This is a genomic window from Alcaligenes sp. SJTW-7, from assembly GCF_047716895.1.
GTDB lineage: Bacteria > Pseudomonadota > Gammaproteobacteria > Burkholderiales > Burkholderiaceae_B > Alcaligenes > Alcaligenes ammonioxydans.
The window spans coordinates 3,728,928-3,752,481 of sequence record NZ_CP136682.1 but is presented as its reverse complement, the minus strand read 5'-3'; the positions used below and the strand labels follow the sequence as shown (position 1 = coordinate 3,752,481).

Annotated in this window: 19 protein-coding genes and 4 tRNA genes; 17 read left to right on the top strand and 6 right to left on the bottom strand. The window is 55.1% G+C overall.

All coding sequences use genetic code 11. The features are described 5' to 3' along the window. Window position 1 precedes the first annotated feature (1 nt). From RSQ48_RS17000 to rpoC, 15 genes are all read left to right on the top strand, one after another. Window positions 2-817 carry a ParA family protein gene (locus RSQ48_RS17000; RefSeq protein WP_003800818.1) on the top strand — a complete coding sequence of 272 codons (816 nt, stop codon included), beginning with the start codon at window positions 2-4 and terminating at the stop codon, window positions 815-817. A gap of 29 nt (window positions 818-846) precedes the next feature. Beyond that, window positions 847-1,785 carry a ParB/RepB/Spo0J family partition protein gene (locus tag RSQ48_RS16995; protein WP_059318442.1) on the top strand — a complete coding sequence of 313 codons (939 nt, stop codon included), beginning with the start codon at window positions 847-849 and terminating at the stop codon, window positions 1,783-1,785. A 529-nt stretch (window positions 1,786-2,314) separates the two neighbouring features. Next, window positions 2,315-2,401: transfer RNA gene (locus RSQ48_RS16990), tRNA-Tyr, on the top strand. Between the two features lie 56 nt (window positions 2,402-2,457). After that, window positions 2,458-2,531: transfer RNA gene (locus tag RSQ48_RS16985), tRNA-Gly, on the top strand. Between the two features lie 38 nt (window positions 2,532-2,569). Then, window positions 2,570-2,644: transfer RNA gene (locus RSQ48_RS16980), tRNA-Thr, on the top strand. A gap of 43 nt (window positions 2,645-2,687) precedes the next feature. Further along, window positions 2,688-3,878, top strand: a complete 1,191-nt coding sequence (tuf, locus tag RSQ48_RS16975; RefSeq protein ID WP_059318443.1) for an elongation factor Tu — start codon at window positions 2,688-2,690, stop codon at window positions 3,876-3,878. A 95-nt stretch (window positions 3,879-3,973) separates the two neighbouring features. Further along, window positions 3,974-4,049, top strand: a tRNA-Trp gene (locus RSQ48_RS16970). 45 nt (window positions 4,050-4,094) lie between these two features. Further along, window positions 4,095-4,475, top strand: a complete 381-nt coding sequence (secE, locus tag RSQ48_RS16965) for a preprotein translocase subunit SecE (protein ID WP_003800836.1) — start codon at window positions 4,095-4,097, stop codon at window positions 4,473-4,475. Between the two features lie 9 nt (window positions 4,476-4,484). Beyond that, window positions 4,485-5,018, top strand: coding sequence for a transcription termination/antitermination protein NusG (gene nusG / locus RSQ48_RS16960; RefSeq protein WP_003800839.1), 534 nt, complete (start codon window positions 4,485-4,487; stop codon window positions 5,016-5,018). A 67-nt stretch (window positions 5,019-5,085) separates the two neighbouring features. Beyond that, the gene (gene rplK, locus RSQ48_RS16955) at window positions 5,086-5,520 is read left to right on the top strand and encodes a 50S ribosomal protein L11 (protein WP_003800842.1); all 435 of its coding nucleotides are present in this window, start codon (window positions 5,086-5,088) and stop codon (window positions 5,518-5,520) included. 3 nt (window positions 5,521-5,523) lie between these two features. Beyond that, on the top strand, window positions 5,524-6,219 hold the full coding sequence (rplA, locus tag RSQ48_RS16950; RefSeq protein WP_003800844.1) for a 50S ribosomal protein L1: 696 nt from the start codon (window positions 5,524-5,526) through the stop codon (window positions 6,217-6,219). Between the two features lie 230 nt (window positions 6,220-6,449). Next, a complete protein-coding gene (rplJ, locus tag RSQ48_RS16945; RefSeq protein WP_003800845.1) occupies window positions 6,450-6,974 on the top strand; it encodes a 50S ribosomal protein L10 in 525 nt (174 codons plus the stop codon). Between the two features lie 79 nt (window positions 6,975-7,053). Further along, a complete protein-coding gene (gene rplL / locus RSQ48_RS16940; protein WP_003800851.1) occupies window positions 7,054-7,431 on the top strand; it encodes a 50S ribosomal protein L7/L12 in 378 nt (125 codons plus the stop codon). A 162-nt stretch (window positions 7,432-7,593) separates the two neighbouring features. Continuing rightward, entirely contained in the window at window positions 7,594-11,706 is a 4,113-nt protein-coding gene (rpoB, locus tag RSQ48_RS16935) for a DNA-directed RNA polymerase subunit beta (protein ID WP_003800853.1), read from the top strand. Further along, window positions 11,706-15,968, top strand: coding sequence for a DNA-directed RNA polymerase subunit beta' (gene rpoC / locus RSQ48_RS16930; protein ID WP_003800854.1), 4,263 nt, complete (start codon window positions 11,706-11,708; stop codon window positions 15,966-15,968). Before rpoB ends, rpoC begins: the two co-directional genes overlap by 1 nt. A gap of 153 nt (window positions 15,969-16,121) precedes the next feature. On the opposite strand, the gene azu is transcribed toward rpoC, so the two are convergent. The 6 genes from azu to RSQ48_RS16900 form a co-directional block, all read right to left on the bottom strand. Beyond that, window positions 16,122-16,568: an azurin gene (azu, locus tag RSQ48_RS16925; protein WP_003800857.1), complete on the bottom strand. Its 447-nt coding sequence runs from the start codon at window positions 16,566-16,568 to the stop codon at window positions 16,122-16,124. 256 nt (window positions 16,569-16,824) lie between these two features. Continuing rightward, entirely contained in the window at window positions 16,825-17,463 is a 639-nt protein-coding gene (locus tag RSQ48_RS16920) for a LysE family translocator (RefSeq protein WP_415302006.1), read from the bottom strand. 103 nt (window positions 17,464-17,566) lie between these two features. Beyond that, window positions 17,567-18,361 (bottom strand): AraC family transcriptional regulator, encoded by a 795-nt coding sequence (locus RSQ48_RS16915; protein ID WP_415302005.1) that lies wholly within the window; start codon window positions 18,359-18,361, stop codon window positions 17,567-17,569. Beyond that, complete coding sequence (locus tag RSQ48_RS16910) at window positions 18,351-20,318, bottom strand: CHASE2 domain-containing protein (RefSeq protein ID WP_415302004.1); 1,968 nt, start codon at window positions 20,316-20,318, stop codon at window positions 18,351-18,353. Before RSQ48_RS16910 ends, RSQ48_RS16915 begins: the two co-directional genes overlap by 11 nt. Window positions 20,319-20,337: 19 nt before the next feature. After that, entirely contained in the window at window positions 20,338-21,429 is a 1,092-nt protein-coding gene (locus tag RSQ48_RS16905) for a FecR domain-containing protein (protein WP_219235362.1), read from the bottom strand. Between the two features lie 10 nt (window positions 21,430-21,439). Continuing rightward, window positions 21,440-22,144: a response regulator transcription factor gene (locus RSQ48_RS16900; RefSeq protein ID WP_131071099.1), complete on the bottom strand. Its 705-nt coding sequence runs from the start codon at window positions 22,142-22,144 to the stop codon at window positions 21,440-21,442. A gap of 420 nt (window positions 22,145-22,564) precedes the next feature. Here RSQ48_RS16900 and rpsL point away from each other — a divergent pair, with 420 nt between their 5' ends. Then, window positions 22,565-22,936, top strand: a complete 372-nt coding sequence (rpsL, locus tag RSQ48_RS16895) for a 30S ribosomal protein S12 (protein ID WP_003800872.1) — start codon at window positions 22,565-22,567, stop codon at window positions 22,934-22,936. Between the two features lie 139 nt (window positions 22,937-23,075). Continuing rightward, window positions 23,076-23,546, top strand: coding sequence for a 30S ribosomal protein S7 (rpsG, locus tag RSQ48_RS16890; protein WP_003800875.1), 471 nt, complete (start codon window positions 23,076-23,078; stop codon window positions 23,544-23,546). Window positions 23,547-23,554: the final 8 nt, after the last annotated feature.

Here is a 23,554-nt window from a genome sequence, read left to right as displayed (position 1 = left end):
CATGAGTAAAAACGACGTAAAAACTCCCCGTGCCTATGTGTTTTGTATTGCAAACCAGAAAGGTGGGGTAGGCAAGACAACCACAGCCATTAACTTGGCCGCTGCACTTGCTGCCTTGAAGAAAAAAGTTTTATTGATCGACCTGGACCCCCAAGGCAACGCCACCATGGGCAGCGGCATTGATAAAAACAGCCTATCGGGTAATTTGTATCAAGTGCTGATTGGCGATGAAAGCATTGCTAATGTAAAGATACATTCAGAAACAGGTGGTTACGATGTCCTGCCTTCCAACAGGGAGCTCTCGGGGGCTGAAATTGACCTGATTCAGATGCAAGAGCGTGAGCAACAGCTCAAACAAGCGCTGGCACAGGTCCTGGACGATTATGATTTTGTGTTGATTGACTGCCCGCCTACCTTGTCGCTGCTGACACTGAATGGTCTGGCCAGCGCGCACGGCGTGATTATCCCCATGCAGTGTGAGTACTTTGCATTGGAAGGGCTGTCGGACCTGGTCAATACGGTCAAGCGGGTCTATCGCAATATCAACCCGGATTTGCAGTTGATTGGTTTGCTGCGAGTGATGTTTGATGGGCGCGTTACCTTGCAGCAGCAGGTGTCCAACCAGATCGAGACACACTTTGGCGATAAGGTGTTCAAGACAGTAGTGCCACGTAACGTGCGTTTGGCGGAAGCGCCAAGTCACGGCATGCCAGGTATTGTTTATGACAAGAATTCCCGGGGCGCCAAGGCCTATATGGATTTTGGCAAAGAGCTGATCAAACGCTTGAAAAAAGAATCCCGCAGCGACAAGGCATAAGGCACATAAGAATCAATAGGAATGTAAGCATGGCTACACGAAAACCCAAAGGTCTAGGTCGAGGCTTGGATGCCTTGCTCGGCGCAGACGCAGGCGCTATCGCAAGCATAGGAAAGAAAGGCGAAGCGGCAGTGAGCGATGGCCCGCCTTCCACGTTGCCGGTCAAGCTGCTCAAGGCCGGGGTGTATCAGCCACGTACCCGCATGGACGAAGGCGCCCTGAATGAGCTGGCTGAATCCATTCGCGCACAAGGCGTGATGCAACCTATTTTGGTGCGTCCTTTATCCGGTAAGGACAAAGGCAAGTACGAGATCATCGCCGGTGAACGCCGTTTTCGGGCCTCCCAGATTGCGGGCTTGGAAGAAGTGCCGGTTCTGGTTCGGGAAGTGGGCGATGAAAACGCCGCTATCATGGCCCTGATCGAGAACATTCAGCGTGAAGACCTTAATCCGCTTGAAGAAGCACAAGGTGTGAAGCGTCTGCTGGATGAGTTCGGGTTGACCCATGAGCAGGCCGCCCAGGCCATTGGTCGATCGCGTTCGACGACCAGCAATCTGTTGCGCCTGATCAACCTGGCCGAACCTGTTCAGATCATGTTGCTGGCAGGGGATATTGACATGGGGCATGCTCGTGCCTTGCTGGCGGTGGATGCAGCACGACAGATCATGCTGGCCAATGAAGTGATCGCTCGACGACTGTCGGTGCGTGAAACCGAGAAGCTGGTCGCGCGCGCCTTGCATGAGGATGATGAGCCGGCCAGCAAGCAGGCGAACAACAAAGCAAGTCGCAGTGGCGATGTTCAGCGGTTTGAAAAGGTGTTGTCGGACCACCTGGGCACAAAAGTGACCCTGAAGGTGGGGGCCAAGGATAAGGGTCAACTGCAAATCGCTTTTCATGGCTGGGAGCATTTGAATGCCTTGCTGGAAAAGCAGGGCTTGTCGTCCTTGTTGGATCAGACTGACGATTAAGTCTGGCCCGGGCAATGTCGCCATATTTAAAAGCCGACCGCAGGTCGGCTTTTTCTTTGTCTTGTATGTCGTTTGCTCCTGTCTTGCCGGATCAATGGCAGCACGCTTTTGTCGGAAAGGGCTATTCAAGGACGATGAGGTTGGAAGGGCCGTGGAACTGCTGACAGACCAGGTGACTTATCCAATGCCAGGGGCAACTGCTTGCAGAGCGCAGACAGCGCTGAGTCCAAAAGCTTGGGCGCAGCGGTAGTTGGAACTAAAAATCTAAAAACAGGCTACAGTATCTTTTGCTTACAAAAAAAAGAGTAAAAATACGAAGAAAATGCGGTGTTTACCCGGATTTCACACCGATTTCCCTTTTTCCAATACGCTCGAAATGAGCCGAAAAGTCACCCTGAAAACGGAGCAGAACCAGAGGAAAAGGGACTTGAATCGCCATTTTTTAAAAAAATTCCGTGAATTATTCAGTTTTCTTGTCAAAAGACTTGACGACATCCTAAAACATGTCCATAATTCGATTTTCGCTTCGGGTGGGATGTCCGAGTGGTTAAAGGAGGCAGACTGTAAATCTGTTGGCCCTGCGCCTACGTTGGTTCGAATCCAACTCCCACCACCAGCACTTTTCTAAAGTTAGCCAGCAAGGCAACTTTAGGAGAGGGTGAAGAAAAGTCTGCGGGTGTAGCTCAATGGTAGAGCAGAAGCCTTCCAAGCTTAAGACGAGGGTTCGATCCCCTTCACCCGCTCCAGGTTTAAAATCTTTAGCCACGCTCGGCTGAAGTTGAATGCCCATGTGGCTCAGTGGTAGAGCACTCCCTTGGTAAGGGAGAGGTCACGCGTTCGATCCGCGTCATGGGCACCACATCTCTCTTCTCTCTATCGTTCTATCCCTTCAGGAGTCTGCCATGGCTAAAGGCAAGTTTGAACGGACTAAACCGCACGTCAACGTCGGTACTATCGGTCACGTTGACCACGGTAAAACCACTCTGACCGCTGCAATCTGCACGGTTCTGTCCAAGGCATACGGCGGCGAAGCACGCGATTACTCGCAGATCGATAACGCCCCTGAAGAAAAAGCACGTGGTATCACCATCAGCACGTCGCACGTTGAGTACGAAACGCCTAACCGTCACTACGCTCACGTTGACTGCCCCGGCCACGCTGACTACGTCAAGAACATGATTACCGGTGCTGCCCAGATGGACGGCGCTATCTTGGTTTGCTCGGCCGCTGACGGCCCAATGCCCCAGACTCGCGAGCACATCCTGCTGAGCCGTCAGGTTGGCGTTCCTTACATCATCGTGTTCCTGAACAAGGCCGACATGGTTGATGACGAAGAGCTGATCGAACTGGTTGAAATGGAAGTTCGTGAGCTGTTGTCCAAGTACGACTTCCCTGGCGACGACACCCCGATCATCAAGGGTTCGGCCAAACTGGCTCTGGAAGGCGACGAAGGCCCACTGGGCAGCCAAGCTGTTCTGGCTCTGGCCGAAGCGCTGGACACCTACATTCCTACGCCTGAGCGTGCCGTTGACGGTACCTTCTTGATGCCTGTTGAAGACGTGTTCTCGATCTCCGGCCGTGGTACGGTTGTGACCGGTCGTATTGAGCGCGGCATCATCAAAGTCGGCGAAGAAATCGAAATCGTGGGTATCAAAGACACGGTCAAGACCATTTGTACCGGCGTTGAAATGTTCCGCAAACTGCTGGACCAAGGCGAAGCTGGCGATAACGTCGGTCTGTTGCTGCGTGGTACCAAGCGTGAAGACGTGGAACGTGGTCAAGTTCTGGCCAAACCTGGTTCGATCAAGCCACACACGGACTTCGACGCCGAGGTGTACATTCTGTCCAAAGAAGAAGGTGGTCGTCACACGCCTTTCTTCAAGGGCTACCGTCCTCAGTTCTACTTCCGTACAACTGACGTGACCGGCACGATCGAGCTGCCAGAAGACAAGGAAATGGTTCTGCCAGGCGACAACATTTCGATGAAAGTGTCCCTGATCGCTCCTATCGCCATGGAAGAAGGTCTGCGCTTCGCTATTCGCGAAGGCGGCCGTACCGTTGGCGCTGGCGTGGTGGCAAAAATCATCAAGTAAAAAAAGAGTAGTAATTTTGGGCGAAAGAGGTTAATATCCTCTTTTGCCTAAAAGCCAAACATAGCAATTTAACGCGCTATGATTTGTCACGGTATAGGGGTATAGCTCAATTGGCAGAGCGTCGGTCTCCAAAACCGAAGGTTGAGGGTTCGATTCCTTCTGCCCCTGCCACCACAGTCACTCGCCACCATCTCGCGTGGCGTCACTCGTCGGAATATGTCGAATACCAACGTAGAAACCGTTAACCGAGGTTCCGAGCGCATCAAGCTGGGCCTAGCGGTCCTAGTCGTCGCCGCCGGTATTGTTGGCTATTCCGTTCTGGATGGCCAAAATTCACTGGTTCGCGCTGGGGTATTTGTAGCCAGCTTAATCGTTGCCGCATTGATCATCTGGTTTAGCGATACAGGCCGTCGTCTGGTCGCTTTTTCTCGTGATGCCTACACGGAAGTGCGACGCGTCCACTGGCCATCTCGTAAAGAAGCAACGCAAATGACGGGCATCGTCTTTGTGTTTGTTTCCGTTATGGCCATTTTGTTGTGGCTGATTGACAAAGGGCTCGGCTGGATCATTTATGGCCTGTTGCTGGGCTGGAAATAAAGGGCACACATGAGCAAACGCTGGTATGTGGTTCACGTTTATTCCGGCATGGAAAAAAGCGTGCACAAAGCTCTGGTGGAGCGCATTGAACGCGCTGAACTCCAAGAAGCGTTTGGTCGCATTCTGGTTCCATCGGAAGAAGTCGTTGAAGTAAAGAACGGCAAGAAATCAATTACAGAGCGACGTATTTACCCTGGTTACGTCCTGGTCGAGATGGCCTTGACCGACGAAACCTGGCACTTGGTAAAAAGTACGCCGCGAGTCACCGGCTTTTTGGGCGGTTCCGGTAACCGTCCCGCTCCTATCTCCGAGCGCGAAGTGGAAAAAATCCTGTCGCAAATGGAAGAGGGCGTTGAGAAGCCACGGCACAAAGTGCTGTTTGAGGTTGGCGAACTGGTACGCGTCAAGGACGGTCCGTTTGCAGATTTCAACGGTAACGTCGAAGAAGTTAACTACGAGAAAAACAAGGTTCGTGTCACCGTTACCATTTTCGGCCGCGCTACCCCTGTCGAACTCGATTTCGATCAAGTCGAAAAGACCTGATTAATTACAACCCCCGGGAAGCCTGTCGCAGCCTGCGTCAGGCGTCATCACCCGCAAGGAGCTAAGCATGGCGAAGAAAATCGTCGGCTTTATCAAGCTGCAAGTCCCAGCTGGTAAGGCAAACCCATCCCCTCCAATCGGTCCAGCGCTGGGTCAGCGCGGTCTGAACATCATGGAATTCTGCAAGGCGTTCAACGCCCAGACACAGGGTCTGGAACCCGGTCTGCCTATTCCTGTGGTGATCACCGCTTTTGCTGACAAGAGCTTCACGTTCATCATGAAGACTCCTCCAGCAACCATCCTGATCAAAAAGGCTGCTGGCATCAAATCCGGTTCTGCACGTCCTAACGCGGACAAAGTCGGTACGCTGACTCGCGCTCAGGCTGAAGAAATCGCCAAGACCAAACAACCCGACCTGACCGCCGCCGATCTGGACGCCGCTGTGCGTACCATCGCTGGCAGCGCTCGCAGCATGGGCATCAACGTTGAAGGGGTGGTGTAAATCATGGCTAAAGTAAGCAAACGCGCAGCCGCTATTGCTGCCAAGATCGACCGCAACAAGTTCTACCCTGTGGCCGAAGCTCTGGCCCTGGTAAAAGAAACGGCCACTGCCAAGTTTGACGAGTCCATCGATATCGCTGTTCAGCTGGGCATCGATCCCCGTAAGTCCGACCAACTGGTTCGTGGCTCGGTGGTTCTGCCTGCTGGTACCGGCAAGACCGTTCGTGTTGCCGTTTTCGCCCAAGGTGAAAAAGCTGACGCCGCTCGTGAAGCTGGCGCCGACATCGTCGGTCTGGACGACCTGGCCGAACAGATCAAAGCCGGTCAAATGGACTTTGATGTTGTGATCGCCTCGCCCGACACGATGCGTGTTGTGGGTACCCTGGGTCAGGTTCTGGGTCCTCGCGGCCTGATGCCAAACCCCAAAGTGGGTACGGTAACGCCTGACGTTGCTACCGCTGTCAAGAATGCCAAGGCTGGTCAGGTTCAGTACCGTACTGACAAGGCCGGTATCATTCACAGCACCATCGGTCGTGCCTCGTTCAATGTTGAACAGCTGCAGACCAACCTGGTTGCTCTGGTTGATGCCTTGAACAAGGCTCGTCCAGCCGCTGCCAAGGGTGTTTACCTGCGCAAGGTTGCCGTGTCCTCCACCATGGGTGGCGGTGCACGTGTTGAAATTGCATCTCTGACTGCTTAATCCACAGTTAGAAAAAAAGAACTTTGGGCTGTGACCCTGTTTACAGGGTCATTGCTGTCAAAGACCGTTGGAGCAGTCAGGCTGACATAGCTGGCTACTTAATCAGGGCAAATGTCCTATCCAGCGTAGACGGCGCCCGTGGAAGAATTCGTTATAGAACTCGTCCAGGTGCGCCGCATTCGGTTGATGTTGGGAAGCCTTCCCGACATCGTTTGAAGGAGTGTTCAACCGTGAGTCTCAATCGTGAAGAGAAAGCGGTAGTCATCGAAGAAGTCACTGCCGAACTGGCAAAGGCCCAATCGATCATTATCGCCGAGTACCGTGGTCTGGACGTCGCTTCTGCTACCGTATTGCGCAAAAAAGCGCGTGAGTCTGGCGTGTACCTGCGTGTGTTGAAAAACACGCTGGTTCGTCGTTCGCTGACAGGTACCTCGTTTGACGGTATCTCCAGCCAGCTCGTGGGTCCTCTGATGTACGCCATCAGTGAAGATCCTGTGGCTGCGGCGAAAGTCGTTGCAGATTTTGCCAAGACCAATGACAAATTGGTCATCATGGGCGGTGCGCTGCCCAATAGCGTTCTGAGTGCTGATGGTGTTAAGGCTCTGGCCACAATGCCCTCGCGTGACGAATTGCTGGCGAAACTGCTGGGCACCATGCAAGCACCTATCGCTACTTTTGTGCGTACGCTTAACGAAGTTCCCACCAAGTTTGTTCGCGGCCTGGCGGCTGTGCGCGATCAGAAAGAAGCTGCGTAAGCTGTTTTCTTTCAGGAAACTTCGTCGTTGCGAACGACAACCAAACCTGGCATTTACCTAATATCTGGAGTTCTTAAAAATGGCTACTAAAGCTGAAATCCTTGACGCCATCGGCGCAATGTCCGTGCTCGAACTGTCCGAGCTGATCAAAGAAATGGAAGAAAAATTCGGTGTGTCGGCTGCTGCCGCCGCTGTTGCTGTTGCAGCTCCTGCTGCTGGTGGCGCTGCTGCTGCCGCTGAAGAGCAAACCGAATTTACCGTGTTCCTGGCTGACGTTGGCGCAAACAAAGTTAGCGTCATTAAAGTCGTGCGCGAAATCACCGGTCTGGGCCTGAAAGAAGCCAAAGATCTGGTTGACGGTGCTCCTAAGGCTGTTAAAGAAGGCCTGTCCAAAGCTGATGCTGAAGACGCTCAGAAGAAGCTGGAAGAAGCTGGCGCCAAGATCGAGCTCAAGTAAGAGTATCGATAGATGCCCGGGAATGCGTTTCAAGCCTTCCCGGGCTTTTGCGTTTCCAGAAAACCCACGATTTTTAATTAGTATTGTAGAAAGTCGGGTTTTTTAGAGTCGTAAACCAGGGCCGTGGTTGACGGTCCGTGTAACCCTTGAGTCGGAGTGCTCATGCCTTATTCGTACACCGAAAAAAAGCGCATACGCAAGAGCTTCGCCAAACGTGAAGACGTACAGCAGGTTCCTTACCTGTTGGCTACCCAGCTGCATTCTTTCAGAACCTTCTTGCAGAAGGACACGCCGCCTTCGCAGCGTAAGGTTGAAGGCCTGCAGGAAGCTTTCAGTTCCATATTTCCAATAGTAAGCCATAACCAAATGGCGCGGCTAGAGTTCGTGAGCTATACGCTCGGCGAACCGGTGTTCGACGTCAAAGAGTGTCAACTTCGTGGTTTGACCTATGCCTCCCCCTTGCGGGCGAAGGTTCGTCTGGTCCTGATGGACCGCGAGGTGAGCAAGCCTACCGTCAAGGAAGTAAAAGAGCAAGAGGTCTACATGGGCGAAATGCCCCTGATGACCGATAACGGCTCTTTTGTGATCAACGGTACCGAACGAGTCATCGTTTCCCAGCTGCACCGTTCTCCCGGTGTGTTCTTTGAACACGACCGCGGTAAAACGCACAGCTCGGGCAAGTTGCTGTTCTCGGCTCGCGTGATTCCTTACCGTGGTTCCTGGCTGGACTTCGAGTTCGATCCTAAGGACATTCTGTTCTTCCGTATCGACCGTCGTCGCAAAATGCCTGTGACCATCTTGCTAAAGGCCATTGGCCTGACGCCAGAACAGATCCTGGCGCACTTCTTCGAGTTCGATCACATCGAACTGCATCAGGAAGGCGGCAAGCTGCAATTCGTTCCAGAACACTGGAAGGGCGAGGTTGCCCGTTTCGACATTACCGATCGTGATGGTCGCGTACTGGTTGAAAAGGACAAGCGCATCAATGCCAAGCATTTGCGCGACCTGCAAGCAGCCAAGATCGAATACATTTCCATCCCGGAAGATTTCCTTCTGGGTCGTGTGCTGGCCAAGAACATCATCAACGCCGAAACCGGCGAGGTGATTGCCAACGCCAACGACGAAATCACCGAATCCATTCTGGCCGAAATGCGCGCAGCCAATGTGCGTGACTTCGAGACCCTGTACATCAATGAACTGGATCAGGGCGGCTTTATCTCCCTGACCCTGCGCACTGACGAGACGGCGGATTCCAATGCAGCCCGTATCGCGATCTATCGCATGATGCGTCCCGGCGAGCCACCAACCGAAGAAGCGGTTGAGGCCCTGTTCAACCGTCTGTTCTACAGCGAAGAGTCCTACGACTTGTCGCGTGTGGGTCGCATGAAGGTCAACAGCCGTCTGGGTCGTGGTGACAGCATTGAAGGTCCCATGACCCTGACCGACGAAGATATTCTGGACACCATTCAGGTGCTGGTGAATCTGCGTAACGGCCGCGGTCAGATCGACGATATCGATCACCTGGGTAACCGTCGTGTTCGTTGCGTGGGCGAATTGGCCGAGAACCAGTTCCGCGCCGGTCTGGTGCGTGTGGAGCGTGCTGTTAAGGAACGTCTGGGCCAGGCCGAGACCGAAAACCTGATGCCGCACGATCTGATCAACTCCAAGCCTATCTCTGCGGCCGTCAAGGAGTTCTTCGGTTCCAGCCAGCTGTCGCAATTTATGGACCAAACCAACCCGCTGTCCGAAATCACGCACAAGCGTCGTGTTTCGGCTCTGGGCCCTGGTGGTCTGACGCGTGAACGTGCGGGCTTTGAGGTGCGCGACGTGCACCCCACCCACTACGGTCGCGTGTGCCCGATTGAAACGCCTGAAGGTCCAAACATTGGTCTGATCAACTCCATGGCGCTGTACGCTCGTCTGAACGAGTACGGCTTTCTGGAAACACCGTACCGCAAGATTGTTGACGGTAAGGTCAGTGAGCAGATCGATTACCTGTCGGCCATTGAAGAAAGCAATTACGTTATCGCTCAGGCTAACGCCGAGTTGACCGAAGACGGTGCTTTTGCAGATGATCTGGTTGCCTGCCGTGAGGCGGGTGAAACCATGATGACGGCGCCAGAGAACATCCATTACATGGATGTGGCTCCGTCGCAGATCGTGTCTGTGGCTGCGTCGCTGATTCCGTTCCTGGAGCACGATGACGCCAACCGAGCACTGATGGGCGCCAACATGCAGCGTCAGGCAGTTCCTTGCCTGCGCCCTGAGAAGCCTCTGGTCGGTACCGGTATCGAACGTACGGTAGCAGTTGACTCGGGTACGACCGTACAAGCCCGTCGTGGCGGTGTGGTGGTGGACGTTGATGCACAACGCGTGGTTATTCGCGTGCACGATGACGAGAACGTGGCAGGTGAAGTCGGTGTAGATATCTACAACATGACCAAATACACCCGTTCCAACCAGAACACCAACATCAACCAGCGTCCTATCGTCAAACGTGGCGATATCGTGGCGCGTGGTGACGTGCTGGCTGACGGCGCATCGACTGACCTGGGCGAATTGGCGCTGGGTCAGAACATGCTGATCGCCTTTATGCCCTGGAACGGCTACAACTTCGAGGACTCGATTCTGATCTCCGAGAAGGTCGTGGCTGACGATCGCTACACGTCGGTTCACATTGAAGAACTGACGGTGGTTGCCCGTGACACGAAGCTGGGACCTGAGGATATCACTCGCGATATCAGCAACCTGTCCGAAATTCAGCTGAACCGTCTGGACGATTCCGGCATTGTGTACATCGGCGCCGAAGTGCGTGCCGACGACGTGCTGGTCGGTAAAGTGACACCCAAGGGTGAAACTCAGCTGACCCCAGAAGAAAAGCTGCTGCGCGCCATTTTTGGTGAAAAAGCCTCCGACGTTAAAGACACCTCCCTGCGCGTGCCTTCGGGTATGGTCGGTACGGTGATCGACGTCCAAGTCTTTACCCGTGAAGGTATCGAGCGTGACAAGCGCGCCCAGTCCATCATTGACGATGAACTGCGTCGCTACCGTCAGGACCTGAACGACCAGCTGCAAATCGTTGAAGACGACGCCTTTGACCGTGCCTTGAAGTTCCTGGTCGGTAAAACCGTCAACGGTGGTCCCCGCAAGCTGCCCAAGGGCACTGAGCTGACCGCTGAATACCTGAACGATCTGGATCGCTGGCAGTGGTTCGACATCCGTCTGGCTGACGAGCAGCATGCACTGGTGCTGGAGCACACCAAGGAATCCTTGGAGCAGAAGCGTCACCAGTTCGACTTGGCTTTTGAAGAAAAGCGCAAGAAGCTGACCCAAGGCGACGAACTGCCTCCTGGCGTGCTGAAAATGGTCAAGGTATACCTGGCTGTGAAGCGTCGTCTGCAGCCTGGTGACAAGATGGCCGGTCGTCACGGTAACAAGGGTGTGGTTTCCCGCATCGTTCCCGTGGAAGACATGCCGCACATGGCTGACGGTACCCCCGTGGACATCGTGCTGAACCCGCTGGGCGTGCCTTCGCGTATGAACGTGGGTCAGGTTCTGGAAGTGCACCTGGGTTGGGCTGCCAAGGGTATTGGCCACCGCATCAACGACATGATGCAAGAGGAAAAGAACGTGCAGGTTTCCGAACTGCGTGCGTTCCTGGACAAGGTCTACAACACGACCGGCAAGAAAACTCGTATTAACGAGTTGACTGACGAGGAAGTGATGAACCTGGCCACCAACTTGCAAAAAGGTCTGCCTCTGGCCACCCCTGTGTTCGACGGTGCCACCGAACAGGAAATCGACCAGATGTTGCGTCTGGCCTATCCTGACGATATCGCCGAGAAGCTGCAGCTGGCACCCCACCGCACCCAGGTCCGCCTGTTTGACGGTCGTACCGGCGAAGCCTTTGAACGCATGGTCACCGTAGGCTACATGCACTACCTGAAGCTGCATCACCTGGTCGATGACAAGATGCACGCCCGTTCCACCGGCCCATACTCGCTGGTTACTCAGCAGCCGCTGGGTGGTAAGGCGCAGTTTGGTGGTCAGCGCTTCGGGGAGATGGAAGTCTGGGCGCTGGAAGCTTATGGCGCCGCCTACACCCTGCAGGAAATGCTCACGGTTAAATCCGACGACATCGCCGGCCGTACCAAGGTCTACGAGAATATTGTCAAGGGTGACCACGTGATCGACGCCGGTATGCCGGAGTCCTTTAACGTTCTGGTCAAGGAAATCCGTTCCTTGTCCCTGGACATGGATTTGGAGCGTAAATAATGAAAGCGCTACTCGATCTCTTTAAACAAGTCACTCAGGACGAGCAGTTCGATGCCATCAAGATCGGCATCGCCTCGCCCGAGAAAATCCGGTCCTGGTCTTTCGGCGAAGTCCGCAAGCCAGAGACCATCAACTATCGCACTTTCAAACCTGAGCGTGATGGTCTGTTTTGCGCCAAGATTTTTGGTCCCATCAAGGACTACGAATGTTTGTGCGGCAAGTACAAGCGTCTGAAGCATCGTGGCGTCATTTGCGAGAAGTGTGGCGTTGAAGTCACCGTCTCCAAAGTACGTCGCGAGCGTATGGGTCACATTGAACTGGCCTGCCCGGTTGCTCACATCTGGTTCCTGAAGAGCCTGCCATCCCGTCTGGGCATGGTGCTGGACATGACCCTGCGTGACATCGAGCGCGTGCTGTACTTTGAAGCCTGGTGCGTGATCGAACCTGGTATGACCCCGCTCAAGCGCGGTCAGATCATGTCCGACGACGATTTCCTGGCCAAGACCGAAGAATACGGTGACGACTTCCACGCCCTGATGGGTGCGGAAGCCGTGCGCGAACTGCTGCGTACCATCGACATCGATCGCGAAGTCGAGCGCCTGCGTGCCGAACTGAAAGCCACTGGCTCGGATGCCAAGATCAAGAAGATCTCCAAGCGTCTGAAAGTGCTGGAAGGCTTCCAGAAATCCGGCATCAAGCCAGACTGGATGATCATGGAAGTGCTGCCCGTGCTGCCACCGGACCTGCGTCCGCTGGTACCACTGGACGGCGGCCGTTTTGCGACTTCCGACCTGAACGATCTGTACCGCCGCGTCATCAACCGTAATAACCGTTTGAAGCGTCTGCTGGAACTGAAGGCTCCGGACATCATCTTGCGCAACGAAAAACGTATGCTGCAAGAGTCCGTTGACTCCTTGCTGGATAACGGTCGTCGCGGCAAAGCCATGACCGGCGCCAACAAGCGTCAACTCAAGTCCCTGGCCGACATGATCAAGGGCAAGAGCGGTCGTTTCCGTCAGAACCTGCTGGGCAAGCGCGTGGACTACTCCGGTCGTTCCGTGATTGTGGTGGGTCCTCAGTTGAAGCTGCACCAGTGCGGTCTGCCCAAGCTGATGGCGCTGGAACTGTTCAAGCCTTTCATTTTCAATCGTCTGGAATTGATGGGTCTGGCTACGACCATCAAGGCAGCCAAGAAGCTGGTGGAAAGCCAGGAACCGGTCGTGTGGGACATCCTCGAAGAGGTGATCCGCGAGCATCCCGTGATGCTGAACCGTGCGCCTACGCTGCACCGTTTGGGTATTCAGGCTTTTGAACCGGTCCTGATTGAAGGTAAAGCGATTCAGCTGCACCCCCTGGTGTGTGCCGCCTTTAACGCTGACTTTGACGGTGACCAGATGGCCGTTCACGTGCCGCTGTCGCTGGAAGCCCAGCTGGAAGCGCGCACCCTGATGCTGGCCTCCAACAATGTGCTGTTCCCCGCCAACGGCGAACCTTCCATTGTTCCTTCCCAGGATATCGTGTTGGGTCTGTACTATGCGACCCGCGAACTGGTGAACGGCAAGGGCGAAGGCTTGTTCATGGCCGACGTGGCTGAAGTTCAGCGCGCCTATGACAACAAGGAAGTCGAGCTGCAAACTCGTCTGACCGTCCGTATCGAAGAATTCGAGAAGGGCGAAGACGGTGAGTGGGTCAAGACCATCAAGCGTTACGAGACGACGGCTGGCCGTGCCTTGCTGTCCGAAATTCTGCCCAAGGGCATGCCTTTCAGCGCCTTGAATCGTGCGTTGAAAAAGAAAGAAATTTCGCGCCTGATCAACCAGTCTTTCCGTCGCTGCGGCCTGCGTGCCACTGTGATTTTTGCCGACAAGTTGATGCAGTCCGGTTTCCGTCTGGCAACCCGTGGCGGCATTTCCATCGCCATGAACGACATGGTGGTGCCTGCTGTCAAGGAAAGCATCCTGGCCCAGGCGAGCAACGAGGTCAAAGAAATTGACAAGCAGTACTCCTCGGGTCTGGTGACCGCTCAGGAACGCTACAACAACGTGGTGGACATCTGGGGTAAAGCCGGTGACCGCGTGGGCAAGGCCATGATGGAGCAACTGGCTTCCGAGCCAGTGATCAACCGTTTTGGTGAAGAAGTACGTCAAGAGTCCTTCAACTCCATCTACATGATGGCGGACTCCGGTGCTCGTGGTTCGGCTGCACAGATTCGTCAGCTGGCCGGTATGCGTGGTCTGATGGCCAAGCCTGATGGCTCCATTATTGAAACGCCTATTACCGCGAACTTCCGTGAAGGTCTGAACGTACTGCAGTACTTTATTTCGACTCACGGTGCGCGTAAGGGTCTGGCCGACACGGCCTTGAAGACGGCTAACTCCGGTTACCTGACGCGTCGTCTGGTCGACGTGACGCAAGATCTGGTCATTACCGAAGACGATTGCGGCACCAAGGGCGGCTACACCATGAAAGCCATCCTGGATGGTGGTGAGGTTATCGAGCCCCTGCGCGATCTGATTCTGGGCCGTGTCGCTTCGACCGATATCGTCAATCCTGACAATCAGGAACTGGTCATCCCCGCCGGCACCTTGCTGAACGAGGACCTGGTCGACCTGATCGACAATCTGGGTATTGATGAAGTCAAGATCCGTACTCCGCTGACTTGCGAAACCCGTCACGGTTTGTGCGCAAGCTGCTACGGTCGTGATCTGGGCCGCGGTATGCTGGTTAACCGTGGTGAAGCTATCGGTGTTATTGCTGCTCAGTCCATCGGTGAACCGGGTACCCAGCTGACCATGCGTACGTTCCACATTGGTGGTGCGGCTTCGCGTGCAGCGCTGGCAAGCTCGGTGGAAACCAAGACGGCTGGTACGGTCGGCTTTGAAATCGGTCTGCGCTACGTGACCAACGCCAAGGGCGAACGTGTTGCGATCTCCCGTTCCGGTGAAATCGTCATTTTTGACGACAACCGCCGCGAGCGCGAACGCCACAAAGTGCCTTACGGTGCCACCATTACGGTGGGCGATGGCGAAGCGATCAAGGCTGGTCAGCGCCTGGCTAGCTGGGACCCGCTGACCCGTCCTATCGTGTCCGAGTACACAGGTACCGTTCGCTTCGAGAACATCGAAGAAGGCGTGACCGTGGCTCGTCAGGTGGACGAAGTAACCGGTCTGTCGACTCTGGTTGTGATCACTCCCAAGACACGTGGTGGCAAGATCACCATGCGTCCACAGATCAAGCTGCTGAATGAGCAAGGTCAGGAGATCAAGATCGCGGGTACCGATCACATGGTCAATATCTCCTTCCCGGTGGGCGCGCTGATTACCGTTCGCGACGGTCAGCAAGTGTCCGTGGGTGAGATTCTGGCGCGTATTCCTCAGGAATCGCAAAAGACTCGGGATATTACCGGTGGTCTGCCACGTGTGGCCGAACTGTTCGAAGCTCGTTCGCCCAAGGACGCCGGTCTGCTGGCTGAAGTTACGGGTACGGTTTCCTTCGGTAAAGACACCAAGGGCAAACAGCGTCTGGTCATTACCGACCTGGACGGCGTCAGCCACGAGTTCCTGATTCCGAAGGAAAAACAGGTCCTGGCTCACGACGGTCAAGTGGTGAACAAGGGCGAGATGATTGTGGACGGCCCAGCCGATCCGCACGACATCCTGCGCTTGAAGGGTATCGAGAAGCTGGCTAACTACATTGTTAACGAAGTGCAGGACGTCTACCGTCTGCAAGGTGTGAAGATCAACGACAAGCACATTGAAGTGATTGTTCGTCAGATGCTGCGCCGCGTGAACATTGTGGATGCCGGTGATACCAACTTCATCACGGGTGAACAGGTTGAACGCTCCGAACTGCTGAACGAGAACGATCGCGTCCTGGCTGAAAACGGTATCCCTGCTACGTACGAAAACGTACTGCTGGGTATTACCAAGGCTTCGCTGTCGACCGACTCCTTCATCTCGGCGGCTTCCTTCCAGGAAACCACTCGCGTGTTGACCGAAGCGGCCATTATGGGCAAAACCGACGATCTGCGTGGTCTGAAAGAAAACGTGATCGTGGGCCGTCTGATTCCTGCTGGTACCGGTATGGCTTTCCATTCCGCTCGCAAGGAAAAAGAAGCCTTTGAAATGGCAGAGCGCAAAGCAGCCCGTGAACTGGAGAACCCATTCGCGTCGGCTCCTGAGCCTTCGGACGATCCCGTCTTTGTGTCGGGTGCGACCGAGCCTGAGCAGCAGCCTCAAGCCCCTGAAGGCGAACAGGAATAAACGACCATGCAGGATTCCCACCCGGCTTACACAGGGGGTGGGGAACCAGCAGGATAGTCGGCATATAACTGGATCGCCCAGTAAAAAACCCCACGTGGCTTTGCCACGTGGGGTTTTTTTATGGCCGTCTAGCGGCTGCAAGCAACGTATTTATTAGCTGCCCAGCTTGATTTCGCCAGTCATGATGCTCCAGTGGCCGGGGAAAGAGCAGAAGAACGCGTAGTCTTCGCCTTCTTTCAGCTTGGAGACGTCAAAAGTGACGGAGGTGCTTTCGCCACCACCGATCACGTCGGTGTGAGCGATAACGCGCTCGTCACCCGCTTTGACGTAGTTGTTGTCCAGGCCGGCTTTCATCCCGTCAGTGGCAACTGCGCTTTCGTCGGATTTTTTCGAGACAACCACGTTGTGGCCCATGGCTGCTTTGGGCAGCTTGCCGGTGTGTTTCAGGTTGATCGTGAATTCCTTGCATGTCTTGTCAACAACGATGCTCTTGGTGTTGAACTGCATGGAGTCATTGCCTTCAATGCTGACGTCGCACGCAGCAAAAGCAGGCACGCTAGCCAATCCAAGAACGGCTGTAAAAGCGATTTTGGCAAACATTCTAGTAACTCCTCGAAAACAGACTTAAAAATGGAACGGGACACCCAAGTGTTGTTCCGGTCTTACAGCATAGACTGTCGCGCACTCAAGGTGCTTAACAAAACGTAGACCCGGACTATTTTACCGGCTTATGTTGCTCCGTCAGAGCTCGCAAATGATTTGTTTTCTCATCGTTTGATGTGGCTCTAACAGCTTTGCTCTATCGCCTCCTGGGTGCTTGACGGCTGGCGTGGACTGGCTTGTGCTTTTTGCAAGCTCAGGCTCCACCCAAGTGCGTAATGACATTTAGCAATGCGGCTGCTGCAATCAGGCACAGCAGCAGGCCGCAGAGCCGTTGCACATAGGGAAGATATTTTTCAATGTGGTGTTGCCAATGGGGATGTCCGATTAGTAGGGTCAGGAACAAGTCCCAGATCAGCACGGTCAGAAACATCCACAAACCCAGTAGCATCTGCACATGGGTGTCGGTATGGCGACTGGCCAGCACGGAGGCCAGGCTGGCATAGAACAGGGCGTTCTTTGAGTTCAGTAGCCCTGATAGCAGACCTAGCAGAGCTTGGCGCCACCACCCGCCTGGGCAAGAAGCCGTGGCGGGGAGCCGATGCCGCGACGAGGGGCGACGGGCTGCCTGCAGAAATTTCACGCCTAAATACAGCAGATACAGTCCACCGGTGGTTTGCATCAGCAAAAAGAGCGGACTGTTGAGGCTGAGTCGGGCAAAGCCGGTCAGGGCCAGAGCGATATAAATCCCATTAGCCAGGGCGACGCCGGCGCAGACACCGCTTGCGACTCGTCGTCCATGGGTCAAGGTACTGTGGGTAATCAGGAAAAAATCTGGGCCTGGCGAAAGAAGTGCCAGAAAATGGGTGCTGGCGATCAGCAAGAACAGGGACACGGCGGTATATCCATACAAAAAATGCAGTGTGCCCGGACAGGAAAGGCGCCGTATTGAATAAAAGTGCGTCTGTCTCCTCGTTGCGGTGGCGGGAAGAGCGGAATTAGCCGCGATATTGCCCGGGGGTGACGCCGGTATAGAGTTTGAAAACGCGCTGAAAATGGCTTTGATCGGCAAAACCCAGACGATAGGCAATGTCTGCCAGCCCGTCCCCTTCCCGTAAGGCATGGCGAGCCAGATTGACACGTTGATTCAGTTGCCAGCGCTGCGGCGTCAGACCCGTGTGGCGACGAAAGGCTCGAATGAGCTGATAGCGGCTCAGCCCTGTTTCCTGAGCCAGCTCGTGCAGGGGCACAGTGGCTAGCTGGCCTTCAATCCAGCGTTTCAGGGTTTTTTGCAACAGGGGGCTGGGCGGAGGAGAAGGCACCAGGAGTTGGGCCTGATCTGGCCAGTGATGGAGCAAAAAGTCGATCAGTGCCGCCTCTTTGTTCAGTACGGGGGCCTCAGAGAACAAGACTGTGTTCAGCTCACAGTAGGCGGCATAAAGCGAGGGCTGGTGACTGACACGAACAGGCTCTGCGGTCTTGGGCCTGAACCCTGTGCTTTCTTGCCATAACTGTTCCAGCCATGTCGCGTCCAGGTGCAGCATCTGGTAGCTCCAGGTCTGGTCAGGTCTAGGGTTGCAGGCGTGGCTGCGATGGGCCGGGATCAAGACGACTGAACCCGGAGCAAGCGGCACGGGGCCGCCAGGTGCTCCGCTAAAGATACTGCCACCTGCGTCGACTGCGCCAATCGAATAGGTGGGGTGGCTGTGTTGCTGGTAACAGACCCGGCTGTCGCAGGCACGGCGACTTTCCACATAAGGCAAGGCCGGGTCACGCCAGAACTCAGCCTTCATCGCTACTATCCAGGCGGGGCAGGGAGACGATAAAGGTACAGCCCTGTTCACGCGTGCTATCGAGCACGATATCGCCATCATGTTTGTTGATTACGGTTTTTACAAACGCCAGGCCCAGTCCGCTACCCGAAGGGGCGCCTGCTGTATTTTCATGGGCCCGGTGATAAGGCTCAAAAATACTTGCCCGTTTATCTGCCGGTACACCCCAGCCTTGGTCCATGACCCGGACCTGCACGGTTTGCGGTTCGGCAATCAGGTCTATGTCGATCCGATTGCCGTCTGGCCCGTATTTGATGGCGTTTTGAATCAGATTGGTAAAAGCGCGGCGCAGCATGGGAGCATTGCCCTTTATCCATATCAGATCCGAATCATTCAGATTCAGACTGATGGAGCGTTTGTTGGCGCTGGCCCAGGCATCATCCAGACAGTCTGCCAGCAAATCAGGCAGGCTCAAGGGGCTCAGCACCATTTCCATGGCTTCGGCTCGCGCCAGGCTGATGAAGTTGTCGACCAGTTCCAGGGTCTGCTCGGCATAACCTTCCATCTTGTGCAGGAATTGATCGGGTGGCAGTTTACTTTCATCCTGACGCTGTAAGCTGGTCAAGGCCAGAATAGAGTTTTGAGGCGCCCGCATATCATGTGAAATGAAGCGCAATGTCTCTTCCCGCTTGGTTTGTGCCTGACGCAACAAATTAATGGACTTGTGCAGCTGGGTCAGTCGATGGGGAAGGTTGCGCGTACTTAGACCGGACAGGCGCTCGTTCAGCGCTGTCCTGACATCGGGGTACTCCAGTTGCAGCTTGTTCAGTTCCTCGGTCACCTGATTGAGCGCCGCTTCCTGACTGCGCCAGTGCCAAAGGGGATAGGCCAGCAGGACAGTCATCAGACTGGCCAAGGGTGGAATCCACAGATCAAAGGTGTGCATGGCCACCCAGTTCACCAGCAAAATGGCAATGACCAAGCCGATCAGGCCCAGCAAGGTTGCGCGCGGTGACAGATAAAACAGCACCTGACAAGCCAGCAGAACGGGCAGGCAACTGGCCAGGGCGATGAACCAGGCCGGGGGAGTGCGTATCCAGTTGTCGCTGCGGACGGCCTGTAAGGTATTGGCTAGAATTTCCACCCCGGACATGCTGCTCAGGCCGGCTTTGGATAAGGGAGTGGGGAAGGTGTCGCCCAGCCCACTCCCCCATGCTCCAACCAATACATATTTGTCCTTGAAAAAGGAGGGCGGGATATCGCCATTGAGGACATTAAAGTAAGGGACGGTTTGAAAGTGCCCGCTGCGGCCCAGGAAAGGAATGTGGGGCGTGTCGGATTGGCTGGCGTTCAGGGCGTGCAGGGCCAGATCCACATCGTCGCCCGTCATCAACATGGCGATCGTGAAGTGCGGCAGAATCTGGTCAGAAGGGGTGAGTCGCTGCAGGGCGACGCGTCGTACCACCCCATCCGAATCGGGTTCGATGTTGATGTAGCCTGCCGCTTTTGCGGCCAGGCTCAGCATAGGAATCGCGGTATTGACTTCCTGGCGCTGGGTGTCATAAATCAAGGGCAGTACAACGCGCCCGTGTTGCTCAATCGCTTGGGCCAAGGCACGGTCATCACTGGGGTAGACAGGGTTGGGTTCCTGAAACACCAGATCGATGCCAACCGCGCGTGCCTGTGCAAGACGGCCGAGCAGTTGCGCATGATGGATACGTCGCCAAGGCCAGAATCCCAGTTGGGAAATGCTGTAGTCGTCGATGGCGACGATAACAATATCTGACGGGGCGGGCTGCGTGAATGCAGCCGCCATGGTGAAGTCGTAGATCAGGTTATTAAGTTTGCCCAGCGCACCATCATCACGCACGACGCTGAACAGCAGGGTCAGTAACATGAGCAAACCCGACACCAGATGCCACTCTTTCCGAATCCGGTCCGAGAGGAGCTTGTTGTTTTCAGGGGCCGGGCTGCTCATGCCGTCTGCCGTTCAGGTTCTAGAACTGCGTCAAGAGAATGGGGTCGCCAAAACGGTTGACCACGGCTTGGCCATCCGAGCTGGTCAGGCTGGCGGCGCCTTCAAAGCTTTCGATCGTGTCCGGGCCCATCAGCCCGTGGCGGTCAATGGCACGTACGGTGACGTAGTAGGTGCCGGGGCGTGAGGCACCGAACTGTATCTCCGTATCTGTTGTAATGTCGCGCCACAGCAGCTTGGCGCCTTGCGGGTCGGTGGAGGTCTGGACCAGATAGGCCTGAGCACCGGGCACAGCTTGAATCGTACTGTTCCATTGACCACCGCGACGCTCAGGCTTGGAAATCTGCGGGGCAGGCAACAACGGCTGCAATGCCAGAATACTGCCGTCCGTGCCCACTGCAGCACCCTGATTCTGTTTCAAACTTGTGGGAGTGTCGCGCTGCTGCGTGCCCAGCTCGGCACGGCCCGTCAGCACTTCGCTGTGTGCCATGCCACGCTGGGTGCGAACGCGCATCTCGGTCCCACGTACCCCCGTAATGCTGACTGGGGTGCGCACTTCAAAGCGGCCCACTCCATTTTTTTCAGGTGAAACCCGCGATTCCACATCGCCGTCGTCCAGGGCAATGATCGAATCGGTCAGGCCCGTCCCCTCAAAGGCCCGCAGACGCGTCACATTTAGTGAAGCCTGAGCAGGCACACTGAGTTGACTGCCATCTTGCAGTTCCAGTGTCAGGTAGCCATTGCTGCCCGTCTGGATCAGATCTCCTTCCTGTAAATGCGTGGTCCCCGCGGCCAGAGTCTGACCATTGACCAGGATATGGCCGGTCTGATGGGTGATGCGGGCTGGGGCGTCCACTTCCGGGATCATGCGAAACGGAATATGCAGCTCCTTGCCAATGGGTAGGCGATACGGATCGGCCACCGCATTCAAGCGCTGGATCTCGGACCAGTTGCGCCCTTGGCGTGTGTATGTCTGGGAAATGTCCAGCAGGGTGTCTCCGGCCAGAACTTTGTAGACAAAATTTTCGCCACGAGCGCCCGAAGGCTGGGCGGACACAAGACCGCCCCAGATCAAGCCGCAGACAAGGGGGGCGGCGATACGCAGATTAATCATAAAAAGTGGACTAGCTAGGGTCGGTCAAAAGTTCAAGGCGATAGCCCAGGGCGTAGGACGCGGTCAGGCGTACCCCGTTTTCAGGGCGCAGCTGGAGCTTGCGGCGTATATTGGACAAATGCGTGTCCAGCGTACGGGAGGTGGCCGGAATCTCCCGATTCCAGACGGCGGAGCTTAAAACATCACGCGAGAACAAACGGCCAGGATTGCGAAACAGCAAAAGAGCCAACTCGAACTCTTTGGGGGCCAGGGTAACAGTCTCACCGGCCAGCATGATCTGACCTTGCTCGGGGAAAATATCGTAACCGGCAAACGAGAAGCGGCTGTCCTGTGTGACGGTGGTGTTCAAATCCAGACGTCGTACAGCGGCGTTGACGCGCGCCACCAGCTCTCCCTTGCGCACGGGCTTATTAATATAGTCGTCGGCACCGGCTTGCAAGCCGGTGACCAGATCCTCTTCCTGGGTACGGCTGGTCAGAAACAGAACGGGCATAGCATGACCCAGTGTGGTGCGAACCCAACGCAACACATCTAGGCCGCTGACATCCGGCAGTTCCCAGTCCAGCAGCAGTAAACCGAAATCGTGTGGCTTGGCCAGGGCGGCCAGCAGGTCTTTTCCTTGATGAAAGGAGCGACACTCATAGCCAGCCTCGGTCAAGATCCGGGCAATCAGTTCAGCCTGGACGAGGTCGTCTTCCAGGGAAGCGATGATCATGGGTATTGTCCTTGTCGCAGAAGTGCAATAGCCCTGCAGTATAACGATATGTAGATAGCGAGTGACCAAGTGCTTCCATGCGTGTGCCCTGACAACGGGAAAGAGCCGGATTGGCGCCCAAATCGTTGACCTATAAGGGTTTACTGTGGTAAATTTTAGAGCTTACTTTAAGGATCCTTTGCCGGTACACCTTGCAGTAATTTGATGGCAGCCCTGAATTTAGGGGCTGCGGGCACTTTTTTGGTGTCTGAAATCAAGCCCAAGCCATGTGCAAGACCGCTCTTTTTCGTGTTTTATGGGGAGTGGTATTGCGCAATGCCGCTTCCGGTCCGGGGTTTCAATACCCGCCAACTGGACGGCGTTTTTCAAAACATATACGTCAACCAGTACGTAAAGTACGTTATAGGATACGTAAAGGTCATGCCAACCATTAGCCAGCTCGTGCGTAAACCGCGCGAAGTCAGCCGCGTTAGCAGCAAGAGCCCCGCGCTCGAGAACTGCCCACAGCGCCGCGGTGTTTGCACACGTGTATACACCACGACCCCCAAGAAGCCTAACTCCGCTCTGCGTAAAGTCGCCAAAGTGCGCCTGACCAACGGCTTCGAAGTCATTTCTTACATCGGTGGTGAAGGCCACAACCTGCAAGAGCACTCGGTCGTTCTCGTCCGCGGTGGTCGTGTTAAAGACTTGCCAGGTGTGCGTTACCACATTGTTCGCGGTGCTCTTGACCTGCAAGGCGTCAAGGACCGTAAGCAAGCCCGCTCCAAGTACGGCGCCAAGCGTCCCAAGTAATCCATGTATCCATTGATCAGTTCTCTGATCTGGATCCGTGCAACCGTGGCCTGAGCGCCATGGTAGGTAAGTGGTCATTTGTCATGAATGGCCGAGACCGCATAACGCGGTTCAACTGAATAGTCACAAGGAAATAAAAATGCCTCGCCGTCGCGAAGTACCCAAACGTGAAATCCTACCTGACCCAAAATTTGGCAGCGTTGAGCTGGCCAAGTTCATGAACGTGGTCATGCTGTCCGGCAAGAAAGCTGTTGCCGAACGTATTGTTTATGGCGCGCTGGAACAAATTGCGCAGAAAACCGGCAAAGATCCGCTCGAAGTGTTTAATGCTGCCATCAATAATGTAAAACCTGTTGTTGAAGTGAAGAGCCGCCGTGTTGGTGGCGCTAACTACCAGGTACCTGTCGAAGTGCGTCCCGTGCGTCGTTTGGCTCTGGCCATGCGCTGGGTGCGTGAAGCCGCCAAGAAACGCGGTGAAAAATCGATGGACTTGCGCCTGGCCGGCGAATTGTCCGATGCGGCTGAAGGCCGTGGCGGTGCAATGAAAAAGCGTGAAGACACGCACAAGATGGCCGATGCTAACAAAGCATTCAGCCATTTCCGTTGGTAATCTGAGGA

What these genes read in the sequence shown, in the direction of transcription:
- RSQ48_RS16995 (WP_059318442.1), top strand. Translation starts at nt 847, where the DNA reads ATGGCTACACGAAAACCCAAAGGTCTAGGTCGAGGCTTGGATGCCTTG.
- rpsL (WP_003800872.1), top strand. Translation starts at nt 22,565, where the DNA reads ATGCCAACCATTAGCCAGCTCGTGCGTAAACCGCGCGAAGTCAGCCGC.
- rplL (WP_003800851.1), top strand. Translation starts at nt 7,054, where the DNA reads ATGGCTACTAAAGCTGAAATCCTTGACGCCATCGGCGCAATGTCCGTG.
- tuf (WP_059318443.1), top strand. Translation starts at nt 2,688, where the DNA reads ATGGCTAAAGGCAAGTTTGAACGGACTAAACCGCACGTCAACGTCGGT.
- rplA (WP_003800844.1), top strand. Translation starts at nt 5,524, where the DNA reads ATGGCTAAAGTAAGCAAACGCGCAGCCGCTATTGCTGCCAAGATCGAC.
- rpoB (WP_003800853.1), top strand. Translation starts at nt 7,594, where the DNA reads ATGCCTTATTCGTACACCGAAAAAAAGCGCATACGCAAGAGCTTCGCC.
- RSQ48_RS16900 (WP_131071099.1), bottom strand. Translation starts at nt 22,144, where the DNA reads ATGATCATCGCTTCCCTGGAAGACGACCTCGTCCAGGCTGAACTGATT.
- RSQ48_RS17000 (WP_003800818.1), top strand. Translation starts at nt 2, where the DNA reads ATGAGTAAAAACGACGTAAAAACTCCCCGTGCCTATGTGTTTTGTATT.
- RSQ48_RS16915 (WP_415302005.1), bottom strand. Translation starts at nt 18,361, where the DNA reads ATGAAGGCTGAGTTCTGGCGTGACCCGGCCTTGCCTTATGTGGAAAGT.
- rpsG (WP_003800875.1), top strand. Translation starts at nt 23,076, where the DNA reads ATGCCTCGCCGTCGCGAAGTACCCAAACGTGAAATCCTACCTGACCCA.
- secE (WP_003800836.1), top strand. Translation starts at nt 4,095, where the DNA reads ATGTCGAATACCAACGTAGAAACCGTTAACCGAGGTTCCGAGCGCATC.
- nusG (WP_003800839.1), top strand. Translation starts at nt 4,485, where the DNA reads ATGAGCAAACGCTGGTATGTGGTTCACGTTTATTCCGGCATGGAAAAA.
- rpoC (WP_003800854.1), top strand. Translation starts at nt 11,706, where the DNA reads ATGAAAGCGCTACTCGATCTCTTTAAACAAGTCACTCAGGACGAGCAG.
- RSQ48_RS16905 (WP_219235362.1), bottom strand. Translation starts at nt 21,429, where the DNA reads ATGATTAATCTGCGTATCGCCGCCCCCCTTGTCTGCGGCTTGATCTGG.
- rplK (WP_003800842.1), top strand. Translation starts at nt 5,086, where the DNA reads ATGGCGAAGAAAATCGTCGGCTTTATCAAGCTGCAAGTCCCAGCTGGT.
- azu (WP_003800857.1), bottom strand. Translation starts at nt 16,568, where the DNA reads ATGTTTGCCAAAATCGCTTTTACAGCCGTTCTTGGATTGGCTAGCGTG.
- RSQ48_RS16910 (WP_415302004.1), bottom strand. Translation starts at nt 20,318, where the DNA reads ATGAGCAGCCCGGCCCCTGAAAACAACAAGCTCCTCTCGGACCGGATT.